The sequence below is a fragment of the Streptomyces coelicoflavus genome (assembly GCF_045041415.1).
Taxonomy (GTDB): domain Bacteria; phylum Actinomycetota; class Actinomycetes; order Streptomycetales; family Streptomycetaceae; genus Streptomyces; species Streptomyces coelicoflavus.
In genome coordinates this window covers 6,290,139-6,305,249 of record NZ_CP108218.1, presented here as the reverse complement: position 1 = coordinate 6,305,249, position 15,111 = coordinate 6,290,139, and the positions used below count along the sequence as shown (strand labels likewise).

At 71.9% G+C, this 15,111-nt stretch carries 14 protein-coding genes; 6 read left to right on the top strand and 8 right to left on the bottom strand.

The features are described from left to right. Nucleotides 1–139: 139 nt before the first annotated feature. Together OHA99_RS28255 and OHA99_RS28250 are read left to right on the top strand one after the other, a co-directional pair. Complete coding sequence (locus tag OHA99_RS28255) at nucleotides 140–826, top strand: maleylpyruvate isomerase family mycothiol-dependent enzyme (protein ID WP_153180388.1); 687 nt, start codon at nucleotides 140–142, stop codon at nucleotides 824–826. Nucleotides 827–921: 95 nt separating this feature from the next. Further along, nucleotides 922–1,578, top strand: coding sequence for an MBL fold metallo-hydrolase (locus tag OHA99_RS28250; RefSeq protein WP_153180387.1), 657 nt, complete (start codon nucleotides 922–924; stop codon nucleotides 1,576–1,578). Between the two features lie 210 nt (nucleotides 1,579–1,788). Here OHA99_RS28250 and aroQ read toward each other — a convergent pair whose 3' ends face one another. The 7 genes from aroQ to OHA99_RS28215 form a co-directional block, all read right to left on the bottom strand. Continuing rightward, nucleotides 1,789–2,262 (bottom strand): type II 3-dehydroquinate dehydratase, encoded by a 474-nt coding sequence (gene aroQ, locus OHA99_RS28245; protein ID WP_153180386.1) that lies wholly within the window; start codon nucleotides 2,260–2,262, stop codon nucleotides 1,789–1,791. Between the two features lie 89 nt (nucleotides 2,263–2,351). Continuing rightward, the gene (locus OHA99_RS28240; protein ID WP_405698295.1) at nucleotides 2,352–3,452 is read right to left on the bottom strand and encodes a calcium:proton antiporter; all 1,101 of its coding nucleotides are present in this window, start codon (nucleotides 3,450–3,452) and stop codon (nucleotides 2,352–2,354) included. Nucleotides 3,453–3,607: 155 nt separating this feature from the next. Further along, entirely contained in the window at nucleotides 3,608–4,609 is a 1,002-nt protein-coding gene (locus tag OHA99_RS28235) for a TerC/Alx family metal homeostasis membrane protein (protein WP_153180384.1), read from the bottom strand. 251 nt (nucleotides 4,610–4,860) lie between these two features. After that, on the bottom strand, nucleotides 4,861–6,885 hold the full coding sequence (locus OHA99_RS28230; protein ID WP_381503051.1) for a TerD family protein: 2,025 nt from the start codon (nucleotides 6,883–6,885) through the stop codon (nucleotides 4,861–4,863). A 137-nt stretch (nucleotides 6,886–7,022) separates the two neighbouring features. Beyond that, the gene (locus tag OHA99_RS28225) at nucleotides 7,023–7,601 is read right to left on the bottom strand and encodes a TerD family protein (protein ID WP_007448387.1); all 579 of its coding nucleotides are present in this window, start codon (nucleotides 7,599–7,601) and stop codon (nucleotides 7,023–7,025) included. A gap of 142 nt (nucleotides 7,602–7,743) precedes the next feature. Next, nucleotides 7,744–9,882, bottom strand: a complete 2,139-nt coding sequence (gene uvrB, locus OHA99_RS28220; protein ID WP_153180382.1) for an excinuclease ABC subunit UvrB — start codon at nucleotides 9,880–9,882, stop codon at nucleotides 7,744–7,746. 40 nt (nucleotides 9,883–9,922) lie between these two features. Beyond that, a complete protein-coding gene (locus OHA99_RS28215; RefSeq protein WP_153180381.1) occupies nucleotides 9,923–10,801 on the bottom strand; it encodes an MHYT domain-containing protein in 879 nt (292 codons plus the stop codon). A 290-nt stretch (nucleotides 10,802–11,091) separates the two neighbouring features. On the opposite strand from OHA99_RS28215, the gene OHA99_RS28210 reads away from it, so the two are divergent. Continuing rightward, nucleotides 11,092–11,961, top strand: a complete 870-nt coding sequence (locus OHA99_RS28210; RefSeq protein WP_164385171.1) for a glycerophosphodiester phosphodiesterase family protein — start codon at nucleotides 11,092–11,094, stop codon at nucleotides 11,959–11,961. A gap of 55 nt (nucleotides 11,962–12,016) precedes the next feature. After that, complete coding sequence (locus OHA99_RS28205) at nucleotides 12,017–12,571, top strand: methylated-DNA--[protein]-cysteine S-methyltransferase (protein ID WP_153180379.1); 555 nt, start codon at nucleotides 12,017–12,019, stop codon at nucleotides 12,569–12,571. A 72-nt stretch (nucleotides 12,572–12,643) separates the two neighbouring features. Here OHA99_RS28205 and OHA99_RS28200 read toward each other — a convergent pair whose 3' ends face one another. Continuing rightward, entirely contained in the window at nucleotides 12,644–13,072 is a 429-nt protein-coding gene (locus OHA99_RS28200) for a VOC family protein (RefSeq protein WP_153180378.1), read from the bottom strand. A 136-nt stretch (nucleotides 13,073–13,208) separates the two neighbouring features. Between OHA99_RS28200 and OHA99_RS28195 the strand changes: the two genes are divergently transcribed. Together OHA99_RS28195 and OHA99_RS28190 are read left to right on the top strand one after the other, a co-directional pair. Further along, nucleotides 13,209–14,117 (top strand): pseudouridine-5'-phosphate glycosidase, encoded by a 909-nt coding sequence (locus OHA99_RS28195; RefSeq protein WP_194280124.1) that lies wholly within the window; start codon nucleotides 13,209–13,211, stop codon nucleotides 14,115–14,117. Further along, nucleotides 14,114–15,109, top strand: a complete 996-nt coding sequence (locus OHA99_RS28190; protein ID WP_381503045.1) for a carbohydrate kinase family protein — start codon at nucleotides 14,114–14,116, stop codon at nucleotides 15,107–15,109. Before OHA99_RS28195 ends, OHA99_RS28190 begins: the two co-directional genes overlap by 4 nt. The last annotated feature ends 2 nt before the right edge of the window (nucleotides 15,110–15,111 follow it).

The following is a 15,111-nucleotide window of genomic DNA, read 5'->3' as shown; positions in this document are numbered from 1 at the left end:
TCGGATTCACCGGTTGTCAACAAACCCCGACTTCCCAGCATGCCCGACGCCGCAGTCGAGCTTATAGCACGCGCATTCGATTTACGGGGGTCGGCCACAACCTTCACCCGAAGGTGTGGTGCGGTCTAGGGTCAGCAGCATGATTGATCACGCTCATGACCTGGCGTCTGTACGTGACGCTACCGAGCGGCTGCTGACCGCGGTCGGGAAACTGGACAACGCGTCCGTGACGGAGTCGTCACGGCTGCCCGGCTGGAGCCGCGGTCACGTCCTCGCCCACCTCGCCCGCAACGCCGACGCCCTCGTGAACGTCCTCGAAGGACGCCCCATGTACGTCTCCGGCGAGGCCCGGGACGCCGACATCGAGCGGGACGCCCCGCGCCTCCTCGACGCCCAGCTCGCGGACGTGCGCGAGAGCGCGGCCCGGTTCCAGGACGTCGGTGCCGCCCCCGCGGACTGGTCGCGCACGGTGGAGCTGCGCAACGGGGTCACGGACTCGGCGTCCAGGGTGCCGTTCCGGCGCTGGGTCGAGGTGGAGCTGCACCACGTGGACCTGGGCATCGGCTACGAGCTGGAGGACCTTCCGGCGGAGTTCACCGAGCGGGAGACCGACTTCCTCGCCGCCCGGTTCACCGGGCACCCCGACGTGCCGCCCACCCGGCTCACGGACGGCACGCGCGCGTGGAGCACGGGACGGGAGGCCGACGCCCCCGAGGTGACCGTCACCGGTCCCCCGGCCGATCTGCTGGGCTGGCTCGCAGGTCGCCGTGAGGGCACCGCGCTCACGGCGGAGGGCGGCGCGCTGCCGGCACTGCCTCCGCTGTAGGCGGGCGGGAGACAGACGGAAGGTGACCGGGAGGCAGGCGGGCGGCGGCCGGGGAGGCGGTTTGCGGGCCGCCTCCCGGCGCTAGGCTGACCGTCATGACGTACAGCGGAGAGGTGACGGTCGGCGGACCCGCCGACGTGCACGAGCTCAAGGATCTGATGATCACCAAGGTCGCGGTCGGCCCGATGAACAACAACGCCTATCTGCTGCGCTGCCGGGCCACCGACGAGCAACTGCTGATCGACGCCGCCAACGACGCGCACACCCTGCTCGGCACGATCGGTGACGACGGCATCGCCTCCGTCGTCACCACCCACCGGCACGGCGACCACTGGCAGGCGCTCGCCGAGGTCGTCGCGGCCACCGGCGCCCGCACCCACGCCGGCCGGCACGACGCCGAGGGCATTCCGGTGCCGACCGACGTCCTGGTGGACGACGGGGACACGATCCGGGTGGGGCAGGTGGAACTCACCGCACGCCACCTCGTCGGGCACACGCCGGGTTCCGTCGTCCTGGTCTACGACGACCCGCACGGACATCCGCACGTGTTCACGGGGGACTGTCTCTTCCCGGGCGGTGTGGGGAACACCTTCGAGGACCCGGAGGCCTTCGCGAGCCTGATCCACGACGTGGAGACCAAGGTGTTCGACGCGCTGCCGGACGAGACCTGGGTCTACCCGGGGCACGGCGACGACACGACGCTCGGCACGGAGCGGCCGCACCTGCCGGAGTGGCGGGCGCGCGGCTGGTGACGGACGGGCGGGTCAGGTGCGCGCCCGCGCCTCCCGCCCGGCGTACGCGCCCCGTGTGAAGCGTTCGCACACACCCGTGGGCCGCGCGCGCTCCCGCCGCACCGGTGCGGCGCGGTCGACTGGTGGCAGCCCCGCACAGGATCGACGGCTCCTGGGCGGCACGGGCCGCCGGCCTCCCGATCCCCGCCCTCGGCCGGCGGCCCCGGCGCCTCAGGTCCTGGCCGAGCCCGCCCCGGCCAGGGCCGCGATCCGCTCCACGCCGAACACGTACCCCTGGACCCCGCATCCTGCGACGACGCCGTCGGCACGCTGCGAGACGTAGGAGTGGTGACGGAACGGCTCACGCTGGTGGATGTTGGAGATGTGGACCTCGACCACCGGCAGTCCGTCGCAGGTGTTGAGGGCGTCCAGGATGGCGACGGACGTGTGCGAGTACGCGGCGGGGTTGATCACGATCCCGCAGTGGTTCAGCCGGGCCTCGTGGATCCAGTCGACCAGTTCGCCCTCGTGGTTGGACTGCCGGAAGTCCACCGTGCCACCGTGCGCGGCAGCCGCCTTCACGCACAGTGCCTCGACGTCGGCGAGCGTGTCCGAGCCGTAGATCTCCGGCTGGCGCTGGCCGAGGAGGTTCAGGTTGGGCCCGTTGAGGATCATGATCGGGGCGTGGGCCAGGGTGCGGGGCACGGTTCCTCCGGTCCGTGGGGGTGCGGCGGTCCCTGCGCGACCGCTGCTCGGTCCCCGGTCTATCACGGTGCGCCGGCGCCCCGTTCGGCCTACGGGTTGACGGCCAGCTCCAGGTACGCCGCTAACAGCACCAGGTGGACGCCGCCCTGGAGGGGCGTGGCCCGGCCCGGTACGACCGTCAGGGAGGCCACGACCACGGTCAGGGCGAGCAGCACCATGTGGATGGAGCTGAGGCCCAGGACCAGCGGCCCGGAGAGCCACACGGAGGCCAGGGCGACGGCGGGGATGGTCAGGCCGATGCTGGCCATGGCGGAGCCGAGGGCGAGGTTCAGGCTGGTCTGCACCCGGTCGCGGCGCGCGGAACGCACCGCGGCGATCGTCTCGGGGAGCAGGACCAGCAACGCGATGACGACGCCGACGACGGCATGGTGGAGTCCGGCGGCCGCCACCACGCTCTCGATGGTCGGCGACACGCCCTTCGCGAGGCCGACGACCCCGATGAGTGCCAGGCCCAGCATGCCGAGGCTGGTCAGGGCCGTGCGCGAGGACGGCGCGTCGGCGTGCTCCTCGGACGTGATCACTTCGCCCTGCCGGGTGATCGGCAGGAAGTAGTCGCGGTGCCGCACGGTCAGGGTCGCGATGAACAGGCCGTAGAGGACGAGCGAGGACAGCGCCGCGAAGGTCAGCTGCACGGTGGAGAACTCGGGGCCGGGCGCGCTGGTGGTGAACGTCGGCAGCACCAGGCTGAGGGTGGCCAGGGTCGCCACCGTCGCGAGGGCGGCGCCGGTGCCCTCCGGGTTGAAGACCGCGATGCCGTGACGCAGGGAGGCGACGAGGAGGCTGAGGCCGACGACCCCGTTGCAGGTGATCATGACGGCGGCGAAGACGGTGTCCCTGGCCAGGGTCGCGCTCTTGTCGCCGCCGTCCGCCATGAGGGTCACGATGAGCGCGACCTCGATGACCGTGACGGCGATGGCGAGGACCAGGGAGCCGAAGGGTTCGCCGACCCGGTGGGCGACCACCTCGGCATGGTGCACGGCGGCCAGCACGGACGCCGCCAGGACGATGGTGAGCAGCGCGACGACCACACCGGGCAGCGAGCGGCCCCAGGTAAGTACGAGCAGCACGACCGCGACCACGGGCGTGACGGTCGTCCACCGTGCGAGGAACGCCCTGGGACCGGTGACCATGCGGTGATCGTCGCAGAGGGCGACGGGGCACGCACGCCGGGTCCCCGGGCCGCTCACCCGCCGGGCCGGCCGCCCCGCCCGGCACGCCAAAGGCGCCGGGCATGCGGGGAGCGGCGAACGGCTCCGCGCCGTTCGCCGCTCCCCGGCCGGGTGGATCAGGCCTCGATGCTGTCCTTCGACGTCTCGCCGCTCCCGGCGGCCGCCGCTTCCGCCTCGGCCTGCTTCTTCGAGGCGCGGAGGCTGGTGATCGTGGTGACGATCAGGACGGAGCAGATCACGCCGAGCGAGACCGGAATGCTGATCTCGGGGACGTGGACGCCGGACTCGTGCAGGGCGTGCAGCACCAGCTTGACGCCGATGAAGCCCAGGATCACGGACAGGCCGTACGAGAGGTGGACCAGCTTCTTCAGCAGACCGCCGATGAGGAAGTACAGCTGGCGCAGGCCCATCAGCGCGAACGCGTTGGCCGTGAACACGATGTACGGGTCCTGGGTCAGGCCGAAGATCGCCGGGATGGAGTCGAGCGCGAAGAGCACGTCGGTGGTGCCGATCGCGAGCATCACGACCAGCATCGGGGTCATGATCCGCTTGCCGTTCTCCTCGATCCACAGCTTGGTGCCGTGGTATCGGTCGGCGACGCCGAAGCGGCGCTCGGCGGCCTTGAGGAGCTTGTTCTCCTCGAACTCCTCGTCGTCCTCGTCGGCCCGGGCCTCCTGGATGAGCTTCCAGGCGGTGTAGATGAGGAAGGCGCCGAAGATGTAGAAGACCCAGGCGAAGCTGGCGAGGATCGCGGCACCCGCGGCGATGAAGATGGCCCTGAGGACCAGGGCTATGAGGACACCGATGAGCAGGACCCGCTGCTGGTACTGCGAGGGCACCGCGAACTTCGCCATGATCAGGACGAAGACGAAGAGGTTGTCCACGCTCAGCGACTTCTCGGTGATGAAGCCCGCGAAGAACTCACCGGCGGGTTCACCGCCGCCGAAGAGGAGCAGGCCGAGCCCGAAGAGGCCCGCCAGGGCGATCCAGACGCCGGTCCAGATGCCGGCTTCCTTGATCGATACGTCGTGCGGCTTGCGGCCGATGAAGAAATCGACCGCGATGAGGGCGGCGAGGCCCACGATGGTCAGGACCCACAGGGTCACCGAAACTTCCACTTACGCCTCCGGCAGTACGTCACACGGCAGATGTCAGCGTCGTCGCTGCCGGAGGTCTCTTCCACCCCGGCCCGGGACGCGTGAAGCGTCCGGACCACGGGCCGACGCCCCGGGATCTGGCCTGATCCGTATTGACGGGTACGCCGCAGCAGACAGGGAGTACTCCCCTCCGTACGGACGACAGTACCCCAATCACCAAGGGAAGGTAAAGAGATTTGCAAATTAAGCTCAAAAGGCCAGCTCGGAGGCGGTCACCGGTCCCATGAGCGACGGGCGGCGGCGACCTGCGCGAGGACCTGCTGGAGTACCTGGCTGCCGGGCGGCACGAGCGGCGGCTCGTACGTCCAGGCATGCCCGACCCACGGGTCGGCGAGGTGGTCCTCGGCCACCGGTGTCAGCCGCAGCAGCGAGCGCCACAGCGGGTCGAGCAGCGGTCCGAACCCGGAGGACTCCTCGCGGTCGGCGACCATCATCAGGTGGACGCCGACGGCCGGCCCCTCGTCGGCGAGGTAGCGCAGCTGGTTGACGGCCCGGTCGTCGAAACCGTGCGGGAAGTCGTTGACGATCAGCAGCTGGTGCGAGGTGTCGAGGCCGGGCGGGAGCGCGTCGGGAGCACCCCCGCGCAACGCCATCTGCACCAGGTCGACGCGCTCGGTGAGACGGGACAGCACCTCCGTCACCCCCGCGGCGCCCTGGGCCGGCGGCGCGGCGAGCACCCCGCTGTGCACCAGCGGCGCCAGTGCCTGCGCCCCGGAACCGGCCGGGTCGATGACGTGCACGGTGAACTCGCCCGGCGGGTAGACGGCGAGCAGCCGGGCCGCGTGGGCGACGGCGGTCTCCAGGCCCAGGCGCCGCATCTCGTGTGAGTCGGCGAACGAACCGTCGAGCGAGGCGGAGCGTCCGCTGTCGATCCACAGGCCCCGCTCGAGCGGCAGCCGGATCAGCATGGGGATGCGTATGCGGTCGGCCTCGGGCAGGTGGAGATCGCCCAGCCGCAGGGCCATCGGGATCTCCATGGGGACGCGGTAGGCGTGCCAGACGGGGTTGTCCCAGCGCGCGAAGGCGGCCGGGAGCGCGGGCTCGACGACCTCGGCCTCCGCGAGGAGCTGGGTGACGTCCCGGTCCAGGACCTCCCGGGCCTGGGACACCAGCTCGCCGTGCCGGGCACGCGCCGCCTCCCGGGCCGCGTCGCCCTGTCCGCCGATCCGGTTGCGCGGGTCGGACAGGACCTGGTCGAGCTCCTTCTCCATGCGGGAGTCGGCGAAGTCGACGGCGCTCCGGTAGGCGGCCATGGTGCGGGCCAGGTCCTCGAACATGCCCCACACCTGGTTGTAGAGCCGCTCCTCCATGGACCAGCCGGTGGCGTCACCGGCGACGGGCCTGGCGGGCCGGCCCGGCTCGGCCGGGGGCGCGGCCGGCGGAGGCGGGGGCGGCGCCGCGGTCTGCCGGCGCGGGTGGCTGTAGTCGATGGGGCCGTCTCCGCCGGGCGCGGCCGGCTGACCGGCGGTGGCGGACTCCCCCGGACCGCCCGGGTACGGCTGCTGCGCTCCGTGCTGCCCGGGCACTCCGGGGCCCTGCGGGCCGGGGCCGGAACCGGGGGCGCCCTGGGGGTCGTACGGCGACGACGCCGGCGGTACGGAGCCACCGGTACCGGTCCGCGGCGCGGTGCCTTGGTCCGGACGGTGCGCCGGGGCGGCGGCCGGAGGAGCCGGCACCGAACGGGCCAGCCCGCTCGCCACCGCCTCGTGGATGCTCCCCGCGAGCTGGTGGGCCTGGGCCAGTTGCTGGTCGGCGAAGAGCTCGGCGAGGCCGCCCGCGTAGCCCTGGCCCACGGCGCGCACCTTCCAGGCGCCCTGGCGCCGGTAGAGCTCCAGGGCGACGACGGCGGACTCGGCCTCCAGGCCGGTGATGGTGTAGCTGGCGACCTCGTCGCCGTCGAGGCCGGTGACGGCGACGAAGGGCGCGGCGACGGCGCCGAAGCGGGCCGGTCCCCTGCCGCCGGTGGGCAGGGCGAGCAGCACACTGACGCGGTGCACGGCGTCCGGTACGGCGTCCAGGTCCACCGCGAGGCGGTGGTCGGCGGCGGCCTGCCGGGAGACCTCCAGGCCGGGCAGGGTGGGCGCGCCCGGGTGGGCCACCTGCTCGACGCCGTGGATGGTGCCGTCCTCGTCGCCGAGTGTGGCCCCGGCCACGACCGGTGTGCCGGCCGAGACCCGGATCTCGAGACGAGCCCCGGGAAGCGGGTGGTTCTGTCCCCGCGTCAGCTCGGCCGTCATCGCCTGTCCCCCTGTGTCAGTCGTACGTCGCCCGCGAGGCGTCACGCGGGCCTGGCCGGCCCCGCGTACGGGACCGGCCGGTTGGTGTCGGACGGCTGCGGGCCGGACCGCCGCAGCCGGCCCCGGCGGGCCGGGCGCTACAGGACCGGCAGGATCGCCGGCATCAGGTCCTGGAAGGTGCGGCCGTTGGCCGGGGTGCCGATCGCGGTCATCGCCCAGCCCTGACCCGCGCGGTGCACCTTGGCCATGATCTGCGCCGTGAAGGCGCCGCCGCCGGCCAGGGTGTAGCGGGCCAGTTCCTGGCCGTTGGTCTCGTCGACCAGGCGGCAGAAGGCGTTCTGCACCTCCTGGAAGGTCTGGCCGGTGAAGGAGTTCACCGTGAAGACGATCTGGTCGATGTGGACCGGAACGCGCTGGAGGTCGACGAGGATCGCCTCGTCGTCGCCGCCCTGGCCGACACCGCCGACGAGGTTGTCCCCGGTGTGGCGCACCGAGCCGTCGTCGCTCACCAGGTGGCGGAAGAAGACGACGTCGACCGGCTGCTTGTCCGCGAAGAGGACCGCGGAGGCGTCCAGGTCGATCTCCCGGGTGCGCGAACCGAACAGGCCGCGCCGGGGAGCCGCCTGCCAGCCGAGACCCATGCGCACGGACGTCAGGGTGCCGCCGTCGCTCTTCTGCAGACTGATGGCCTGACCCTTGGTCATGTTGACGGTCACGCGCTGATCCCCTCTCGAACTGTCCCCTGTTGCCGCGTTGCCCGCGGTTGACCAGAACACTACGCAGGGGCACTGACAGTGCCCCACCCCGGTCCGCGCTTTGTGTCGGTCTTGCAACACAGTGCGCTGTCCGGACGGGCCGTCAGGCCAGGCCCGCCTCCTTCATCTGGCGCAGTTCCTTCTTCATTTCGGAGACCTCGTCGCGCAGCCGGGCCGCGATCTCGAACTGGAGGTCGGCCGCGGCGGCGCGCATCCGGTTGGTGAGATCCTCGATCTGCTCGGCCAGATCCGCCGCCGGGCGGTCGGTCACCGCCGTTTCCTTGGCCCGGCCCTTGGCCGCCTTGGTCCCGCCCGCCGTCTGGCCGCCCAGCGCGGGCACGGGGGCCTTGGCGCCCTTGCCCTCCTTCGTCTGGCGGTAGCCAGAGCCGAGGAGCTGCTCGGTGTCGACGTCCTCACGGGCGATCTGGGCGACGATGTCGTTGATCTTCTTGCGGAGCGGCTGGGGATCGATGCCGTTCGCCTTGTTGAACGCGACCTGCTTCTCGCGGCGCCGGTTGGTCTCGTCGATGGCCTTTTCCATCGCCGGCGTGATCTTGTCCGCGTACATGTGGACCTGGCCGGAGACGTTGCGCGCCGCGCGGCCGATGGTCTGGATCAGGGAGGTGCCGGAGCGCAGGAAGCCCTCCTTGTCGGCGTCGAGGATCGCCACCAGGGACACCTCGGGCAGGTCGAGACCCTCGCGCAGCAGGTTGATGCCGACCAGGACGTCGTACTCGCCGGCGCGCAGCTCACGGAGCAGCTCGACGCGGCGCAGCGTGTCGACGTCGCTGTGGAGGTAGCGGACCTGGATGCCGAGCTCCACGAAGTAGTCGGTGAGGTCCTCGGCCATCTTCTTGGTGAGGGTGGTGACCAGGACGCGCTCGTCCTTCTCGGTCCGCGTGCGGATCTCGTGCACCAGGTCGTCGATCTGCCCCTCGGTGGGCTTGACGACGACCTCCGGGTCGACCAGGCCGGTGGGGCGGATGATCTGCTCGACGGCGCCGTCCCCACGGGAGAGCTCGTAGGCGCCGGGGGTCGCGGACAGGTACACGGTCTGCCCGATGCGCTCCTGGAACTCCTCCCACTTCAGCGGGCGGTTGTCGAGCGCGGAGGGCAGCCGGAAGCCGTGGTCGACCAGGGTCCGCTTGCGGGAGGCGTCGCCCTCGTACATGGCGCCGATCTGCGGGACGGTGACGTGCGACTCGTCGATGACGAGCAGGAAGTCGTCCGGGAAGTAGTCGAGGAGCGTGTTCGGCGGGGAGCCGGGCGAGCGGCCGTCGAAGTGCATCGAGTAGTTCTCCACGCCGGAGCAGGATCCGATCTGGCGGAGCATCTCGATGTCGTACGTGGTGCGCATGCGCAGCCGCTGGGCCTCCAGGAGCTTGCCCTGCTTCTCCAGCTCGGTCAGGCGCTCGGCCAGCTCCTTCTCGATGTCGTTGACCGCCCGCTCCAGTCGCTCGGGGCCGGCGACGTAGTGGGAGGCCGGGAAGACGTACAGCTGCTGGTCGTCGCTGATGATCTCGCCGGTGACCGGGTGGAGCGTGGACAGGGCCTCGATCTCGTCGCCGAACATCTCGATGCGGACGGCCAGCTCCTCGTAGACCGGGAAGATCTCGATGGTGTCGCCGCGCACCCGGAAGGTGCCGCGGGCGAAGGCCACGTCGTTGCGCGTGTACTGGATGTCGACGAAGCGGCGCAGCAGCTCGTCGCGGTCGTGCTCCTCGCCGACCCGCAGGGGGACCATGCGGTCCACGTACTCCTGGGGGGTGCCGAGGCCGTAGATGCAGGAGACGGAGGCGACCACGACGACGTCGCGGCGGGTGAGCAGCGAGTTGGTGGCGGAGTGGCGCAGGCGCTCCACCTCCTCGTTGATCGAGGAGTCCTTCTCGATGTAGGTGTCCGACTGGGGGACGTACGCCTCGGGCTGGTAGTAGTCGTAGTACGAGACGAAGTACTCGACGGCGTTGTTGGGCAGCAGCTCGCGGAACTCGTTCGCCAGCTGGGCGGCCAGGGTCTTGTTCGGCGCCATCACCAGGGTGGGGCGCTGGAGCTTCTCGATCATCCACGCGGTGGTGGCGGACTTGCCGGTGCCGGTGGCGCCGAGCAGGACGACGTCCTTCTCGCCTGCCTGGACGCGCCGGGCCAGCTCGGCGATGGCGGTCGGCTGGTCGCCGCTGGGCTGGTACGGGCTGACGACCTCGAAGGGCGCCACCGTGCGTTCGATCTGGGAAACGGGCCGCATGGGTTCCACCGTACGACCCCGCACTGACAACGGGTCCCGGTCAGCGGTTCTGCGGGGTGCGGGAGCGCCGGTGGGCGAGGGGACGGCGGGTGCGCCGGGCGGGGTGGTGCGCCGGGTGCCGGACCGTGCGCGGCACCTCGGTGTGGGCGGGGATGCCCGGCTTCCGCTCCACGGGGGCCGCGGCGGGCCTCCCCATGACCATCAGAGGGTCGAAGAGGACGACGACGCCGGCCAGGAGGAGGAAGGCGAGGGGGCCGATCAGCATGGGCGCGAGCAGTTCGGCGGACGATCCGCCGACGGTGGGCTCGGTCGTGCCGGTGAGATGGACCTCGAGGGCGGCCATGCCCGTGTAGTGCATGCCGGTGACGGCCAGCCCCATGACCAGGGCGGCGCCCATGCTCCACAGGAAACCCCGGACCTGTCCGGCCGCCCACAGGGCGGCGGTGGCGGCGGCCATGGCTATGACGACGGACGCGGCGACGGTGAACGTGTTGTACGTCAGCTGCCCGTCCAGGTGCATCCCGGCCATTCCGAGGTAGTGCATCGAGGCGATGCCCAGGCCGGTGACGGTGCCGCCGGTGAACAGGGCCGTGCCACGCGCGCCCCGGTAGCCGACGATGAAGATCCCCACGCCGACCATGACCACGGCGACGGCGAGGCTGGCGAAGGTCATCAGCCAGTCGTAGCGGATCGGGGTGTGTTCGATCGTGAACCCCATCATCGCGACGAAGTGCATGGTCCAGATGCCGGAACCGATCGCGGCCGAGCCGAGGGCGAGCCACCCGGGGCGCCAGGAGCGGGTGACCAGCATGGCCCTGGCGGTGCAGCGCAGACCGAGGGCGCCGCCGAGGCAGGCCATGAGATAGGCCACCAGCGGTGTGACGAGTCCGTAGCTGAATCCGTCGACCGTGCTTTGCATGTGCGGCTGCCTTTCCGCCTTCTTACACCCCGGTGGTGTCCCGGTTGCTCCTGATGTGCGCCCCCTCCCAGGACCGCGCGGGCGATCAGGGTCGAGGCAGAGAGTATGACTTCCACCGGAATGGTCGAACGATTCTCCGGCAAAGAATCACGGTCTCGCCCCAGTTGTGCCGCCTCCGTGAGCGTAGTTGAGCAACTCCATTCAGCCCGTGGCCACTCCGCACCCCTCTTTTGTTGACGCTCTGGTGTCACAGTGGTGCTGTCCGTGATCGTTCGAGGCGAGGAGTACGCATGCCCGTACGCGCAGTAGCCGTCACGACCACCGCTCTTCTGGGGGTCGCCCTCACCGCACCCCTTTCGCACGCCCGGGCCGACGAGGCGGCCGGCGACGGGCCCGTGGTCGTCGCCCACCGGGGTGCTTCCGGGTACGCGCCCGAGAACACGCTGGCCGCCGTCGACCGGGCGGCCGAGCTGGGGTTCCGCTGGGTGGAGAACGACGTTCAGCGCACCCGGGACGGCGAACTCGTCGTCCTCCACGACGAGAGCCTGGCGCGTACCACCGACGTGGAGGAGGTCTTCCCGGACCGGTCGCCCTGGAAGGTGAAGGACTTCACCGCCGCCGAGATCGCGCGGCTGGACGCGGGGAGCTGGTTCGGGCCCGAGTACGCGGGCGCGCGCGTGCCGACGCTGGAGCAGTACGTGCACCGCGTGGAGCACAACCACCAGAAGCTGCTGCTGGAGCTGAAGAGCCCCGGACTGTACCCGGGCATCGAGCGGCAGACCCTCAAGGTCCTCGCCAACGAGGGCTGGCTCGACCGGCGGCACGTGGCGGGACGGCTGGTCGTGCAGAGCTTCGACGCCGACAGCATCCGGACGGTCCACGATCTCAAGCCGGCCGTCAAGACCGGTTTCCTCGGCACTCCGGCCGTGTCGGAGCTGCCGGCGTACGCGGAGTTCGCCGACCAGATCAACCCGTCGCACAGCTCCCTCTCCATGAGCTACGTGTCCTCGGTGCACGCGTTCACGGGCCCGCACGGCAGGCCGCTGGAGGTGCTCACCTGGACGGTGAACGACGCGGAGACCGCGCGCCGGGTCGCCGGGTACGGGGTCGACGGCATCATCACCAACAAGCCCGACGTGGTGCGGGACGCCGTGGACTGACCCGGGCGCAGTGGACCGGCGGGGCGTTGTCAGTGGCGGGTCGTACGGTGGGCGCATGGACAGCCATGGGCAGTACGAGCAGCGGGTCGTGTGGACCGTCGTCGGCACCGGCATCGGTCCGCTGCTGCTGGCCGCCACCCGCGACGGCCTGGTCAACGTCGTGTTCCACGCCACCGACGCCGCGCGGGACCGGGCGCTCGAAAGACTCGCGGCCCGGCTGGGCACGGAACCCGTCGAGGCGCCCGGTTCCCCGCTGCTGGCCGAGGCGATACGCCAGGTGGAGGCGTACTTCGCCGGCCTCAGGCGCGACTTCGAGCTGCCGCTGGACTGGTCGCTGATCTCGGGCTTCAACCGGCAGGTACTGCGCGAGCTGGCCTCCGGCGTCCCCTACGGCGAGGTCGTCGGTTACGGCGACCTCGCCGGCCGGGTGGGCCGCCCGGGCGGCGCGCAGGCGGTGGGCATGGCCATGGGGGCCAATCCGCTGCCGGTCGTCGTGCCGTGTCACCGGGTCGTGGAGAGCGACGGCGGCATCGGCGGGTTCGGCGGCGGCGTGGACACCAAGCGGCGGCTGCTCGCGCTGGAGGGCGTGCTGCCCGAGCCGTTGTTCTGACGGGCGGCACCGGCCGCCGGGCAGGCGGGCGGGCAGGCATGCGGGCGGTCGGCGGGCAGAACCAGCAGGCCGCTACTCGTAGTGCCTGGCCTCGATGATGTTGCCGTCCGGGTCGCCGAAGTAGAAGCTGCGCCGGGCGCTGCCGCGGGCTCCGTAGGCGCCGTGCGAGAGGTCGGACATCGCTATGGACTGCTCGTCCAGGCGGGCGCGCAGGGCGTCGAAGTCGTGCGCGGACAGGGATACGCAGATGTGGTTGACGGGATGCCCGGCACTGGCGTCGGCTCCGGGCAGCATGCGCATCCGGGCCGCCATGGAACGCGGTGCGAGGTCGAGGATGGTCTCGTCGTCGATCCGCACGGAGGGGAAGCTCACGGTCCCCGCGGTGTACTCGCCGACCCGCAGGGGCTCGAAGCCCAGGTTCTTCTCGTAGAAGCCGGCCGCGGCGACCGGGTCGCTCACCCACAGGACGACGTGGTCGAGACGTGTCGTGTTGTCTGTCATGGCCCCAGGCTCGCGGCCCGCCCCGGGGGCCGCAACGGTTTTGTTCCCGCGCCGGCTGGGTTTGGCCGGGGCCCCGGCCCGCCAGGGATGAGGGAGAGCGGAGCAGAGGGAGACCGTCCGGACGAGAGGCAGGCACGTGATGCTGGTGGTGTCGGAAGAGGTGCGGGAGGCGGTCGACGCACGTCGCCCCGTGGTGGCCCTGGAGTCCACGATCATCGCGCACGGCCTGCCGCGCCCGCGCAACCTGCTGGTGGCCCGGGAGCTGGAGGAGGCGGTGCGGCGGGAGGGCGCCGTGCCGGCGACGATCGCCGTGCTGGACGGTCGGCCGCATGTCGGCCTGGACAAGGAGCAGCTGGAGCGGGTCGCCAACGAGGACGGCATCCGCAAGCTGGGACACCGGGACCTGCCTCTCGCGGTGGCCTCGGGGGCGAGCGGGGCGACCACCGTGTCCGCGACCGCCCTGCTGGCGGCCCTCGCGGGCGTGAGGGTGTTCGCGACGGGCGGGCTGGGCGGCGTCCACCGGGAGTGGACGGTGACCCAGGACGAGTCGGCCGACCTGGGCCTGCTGGCCCGCACCCGGATCACGGTGGTCTGCGCGGGCGTGAAGTCCATCCTGGACGTCCCGGCGACCCTGCAACGGCTGGAGACGCTGGGCGTCGCGGTGGCCGGATACGGGACGGACCGCTTCCCCGGCTTCTACCTGTCCGACTCGGGACACCCGGTGGACTGGACGCTGGACGACCCGGAGCAGGTGGCGGCGGTCATGCGGGCGCAGGACGCGCTGGGCGTGCCGCCGTCCGCGCTCGTGGTCGCCAACCCGGTGCCCGAGGAGGAGCAGCTCGATCCCGCGCTCCACGCGCGTGTGCTCGCCGACGCGCTGCACGCGTGCGAGGCGGAGGGGATCTCGGGCCAGGCGGTCACGCCGTTCCTCCTGGAACGCCTGGTACGGCTCACCGACGGTGCCTCGCTGAGCGCCAACCTGGCGGCGGTGCGGGGAAACGTGCGGCTGGCGGCCCGGATCGCGGCGGCCTGGACCGGGGCATGAGCACCGCTCCGGAGAGCACTGCCCCGGAGAGCACCGCCCCGGGGGACGCGCTGCTGGTCGTGGGGGACGTGGTCACCGACGTCGTCGCCCGGCACCGGGGACCGCTGGCCGCCGGCACGGACACCGCCGCCTCGATCCGGCGGCTGCCCGGCGGGGCGGGGGCCAACGTGGCCTGCTGGGCCGCGTACGCGGGCTGCGCGGACGTACGGATGCTGGGCCGGGTGGGCGCGGACGCGTCCGCGTGGCACGAGCGGGAGCTGGCGGCGTGCGGGGTGCGTCCACTTCTCGTCGTCGACGCGACGGCGCCCACGGGCACGGTGATCTGCCTCGTCGACACCGGTGACTCGGCCGAGCGGACGTTCCTGACGGACAGCGGGGCGTCGCTGCTGATCGGGCCGGACGACTGGTCGGACACGCTGCTCGACGGCGTCGGCCGGCTGCACCTGTCGGGCTATCTCCTCTTCTCGGAGCCGGGCCGCGCCCTGGTGTCGGCCGCCCTGGCCGCGGCCCGCGCGCGTGGGGTGCCGGTCAGCCTGGACCCGGCGTCGGCCGGGTTCCTCACCGAGCTGGGCGTCGGCCGTTTCCTCGGCCTGGTCGAGGGCGTGGACGTGCTGCTGCCCAGCCGCGGAGAGGCGGGTCTGCTCACCGGCCTGCCCGACGCGGCGGACGCGGCCGCGAAGCTCAGCCGGCACGTTCCGCTGGTGGTCGCCAAGCAGGGCGCGGAAGGGGCGCTGGTGGCCCGGTCCGGCACGGTGAGCGCCCGGGTCGACGCCGTCACGGCGTCGCCGCGGGACAGTACGGGCGCGGGGGACGCCTTCACCGGCGCGTTCCTCGCCGCGCTGCTCACGGGTGCGGAGCCCGAGGAGGCGGCGGCCGCCGGGTGCCGGGCGGGCGCACGGGCGGTCGAAGGGGTGGGCGGGAGACCGCCGCGTACGCAGGGGCAGCGTACGGACGGGCAGCGTACGGACGGGCCGCGAGCGGCCGACGGGTAGCC

Excerpts from the sequence above, each read along its gene's own strand:
- OHA99_RS28255 (WP_153180388.1), top strand. The coding sequence starts at position 140 with ATGATTGATCACGCTCATGACCTGGCGTCTGTACGTGACGCTACCGAG.
- OHA99_RS28250 (WP_153180387.1), top strand. The coding sequence starts at position 922 with ATGACGTACAGCGGAGAGGTGACGGTCGGCGGACCCGCCGACGTGCAC.
- OHA99_RS28240 (WP_405698295.1), bottom strand. The coding sequence starts at position 3,452 with ATGGTCACCGGTCCCAGGGCGTTCCTCGCACGGTGGACGACCGTCACG.
- OHA99_RS28230 (WP_381503051.1), bottom strand. The coding sequence starts at position 6,885 with ATGACGGCCGAGCTGACGCGGGGACAGAACCACCCGCTTCCCGGGGCT.
- uvrB (WP_153180382.1), bottom strand. The coding sequence starts at position 9,882 with ATGCGGCCCGTTTCCCAGATCGAACGCACGGTGGCGCCCTTCGAGGTC.
- OHA99_RS28215 (WP_153180381.1), bottom strand. The coding sequence starts at position 10,801 with ATGCAAAGCACGGTCGACGGATTCAGCTACGGACTCGTCACACCGCTG.
- OHA99_RS28210 (WP_164385171.1), top strand. The coding sequence starts at position 11,092 with ATGCCCGTACGCGCAGTAGCCGTCACGACCACCGCTCTTCTGGGGGTC.
- OHA99_RS28205 (WP_153180379.1), top strand. The coding sequence starts at position 12,017 with ATGGACAGCCATGGGCAGTACGAGCAGCGGGTCGTGTGGACCGTCGTC.
- OHA99_RS28200 (WP_153180378.1), bottom strand. The coding sequence starts at position 13,072 with ATGACAGACAACACGACACGTCTCGACCACGTCGTCCTGTGGGTGAGC.
- OHA99_RS28190 (WP_381503045.1), top strand. The coding sequence starts at position 14,114 with ATGAGCACCGCTCCGGAGAGCACTGCCCCGGAGAGCACCGCCCCGGGG.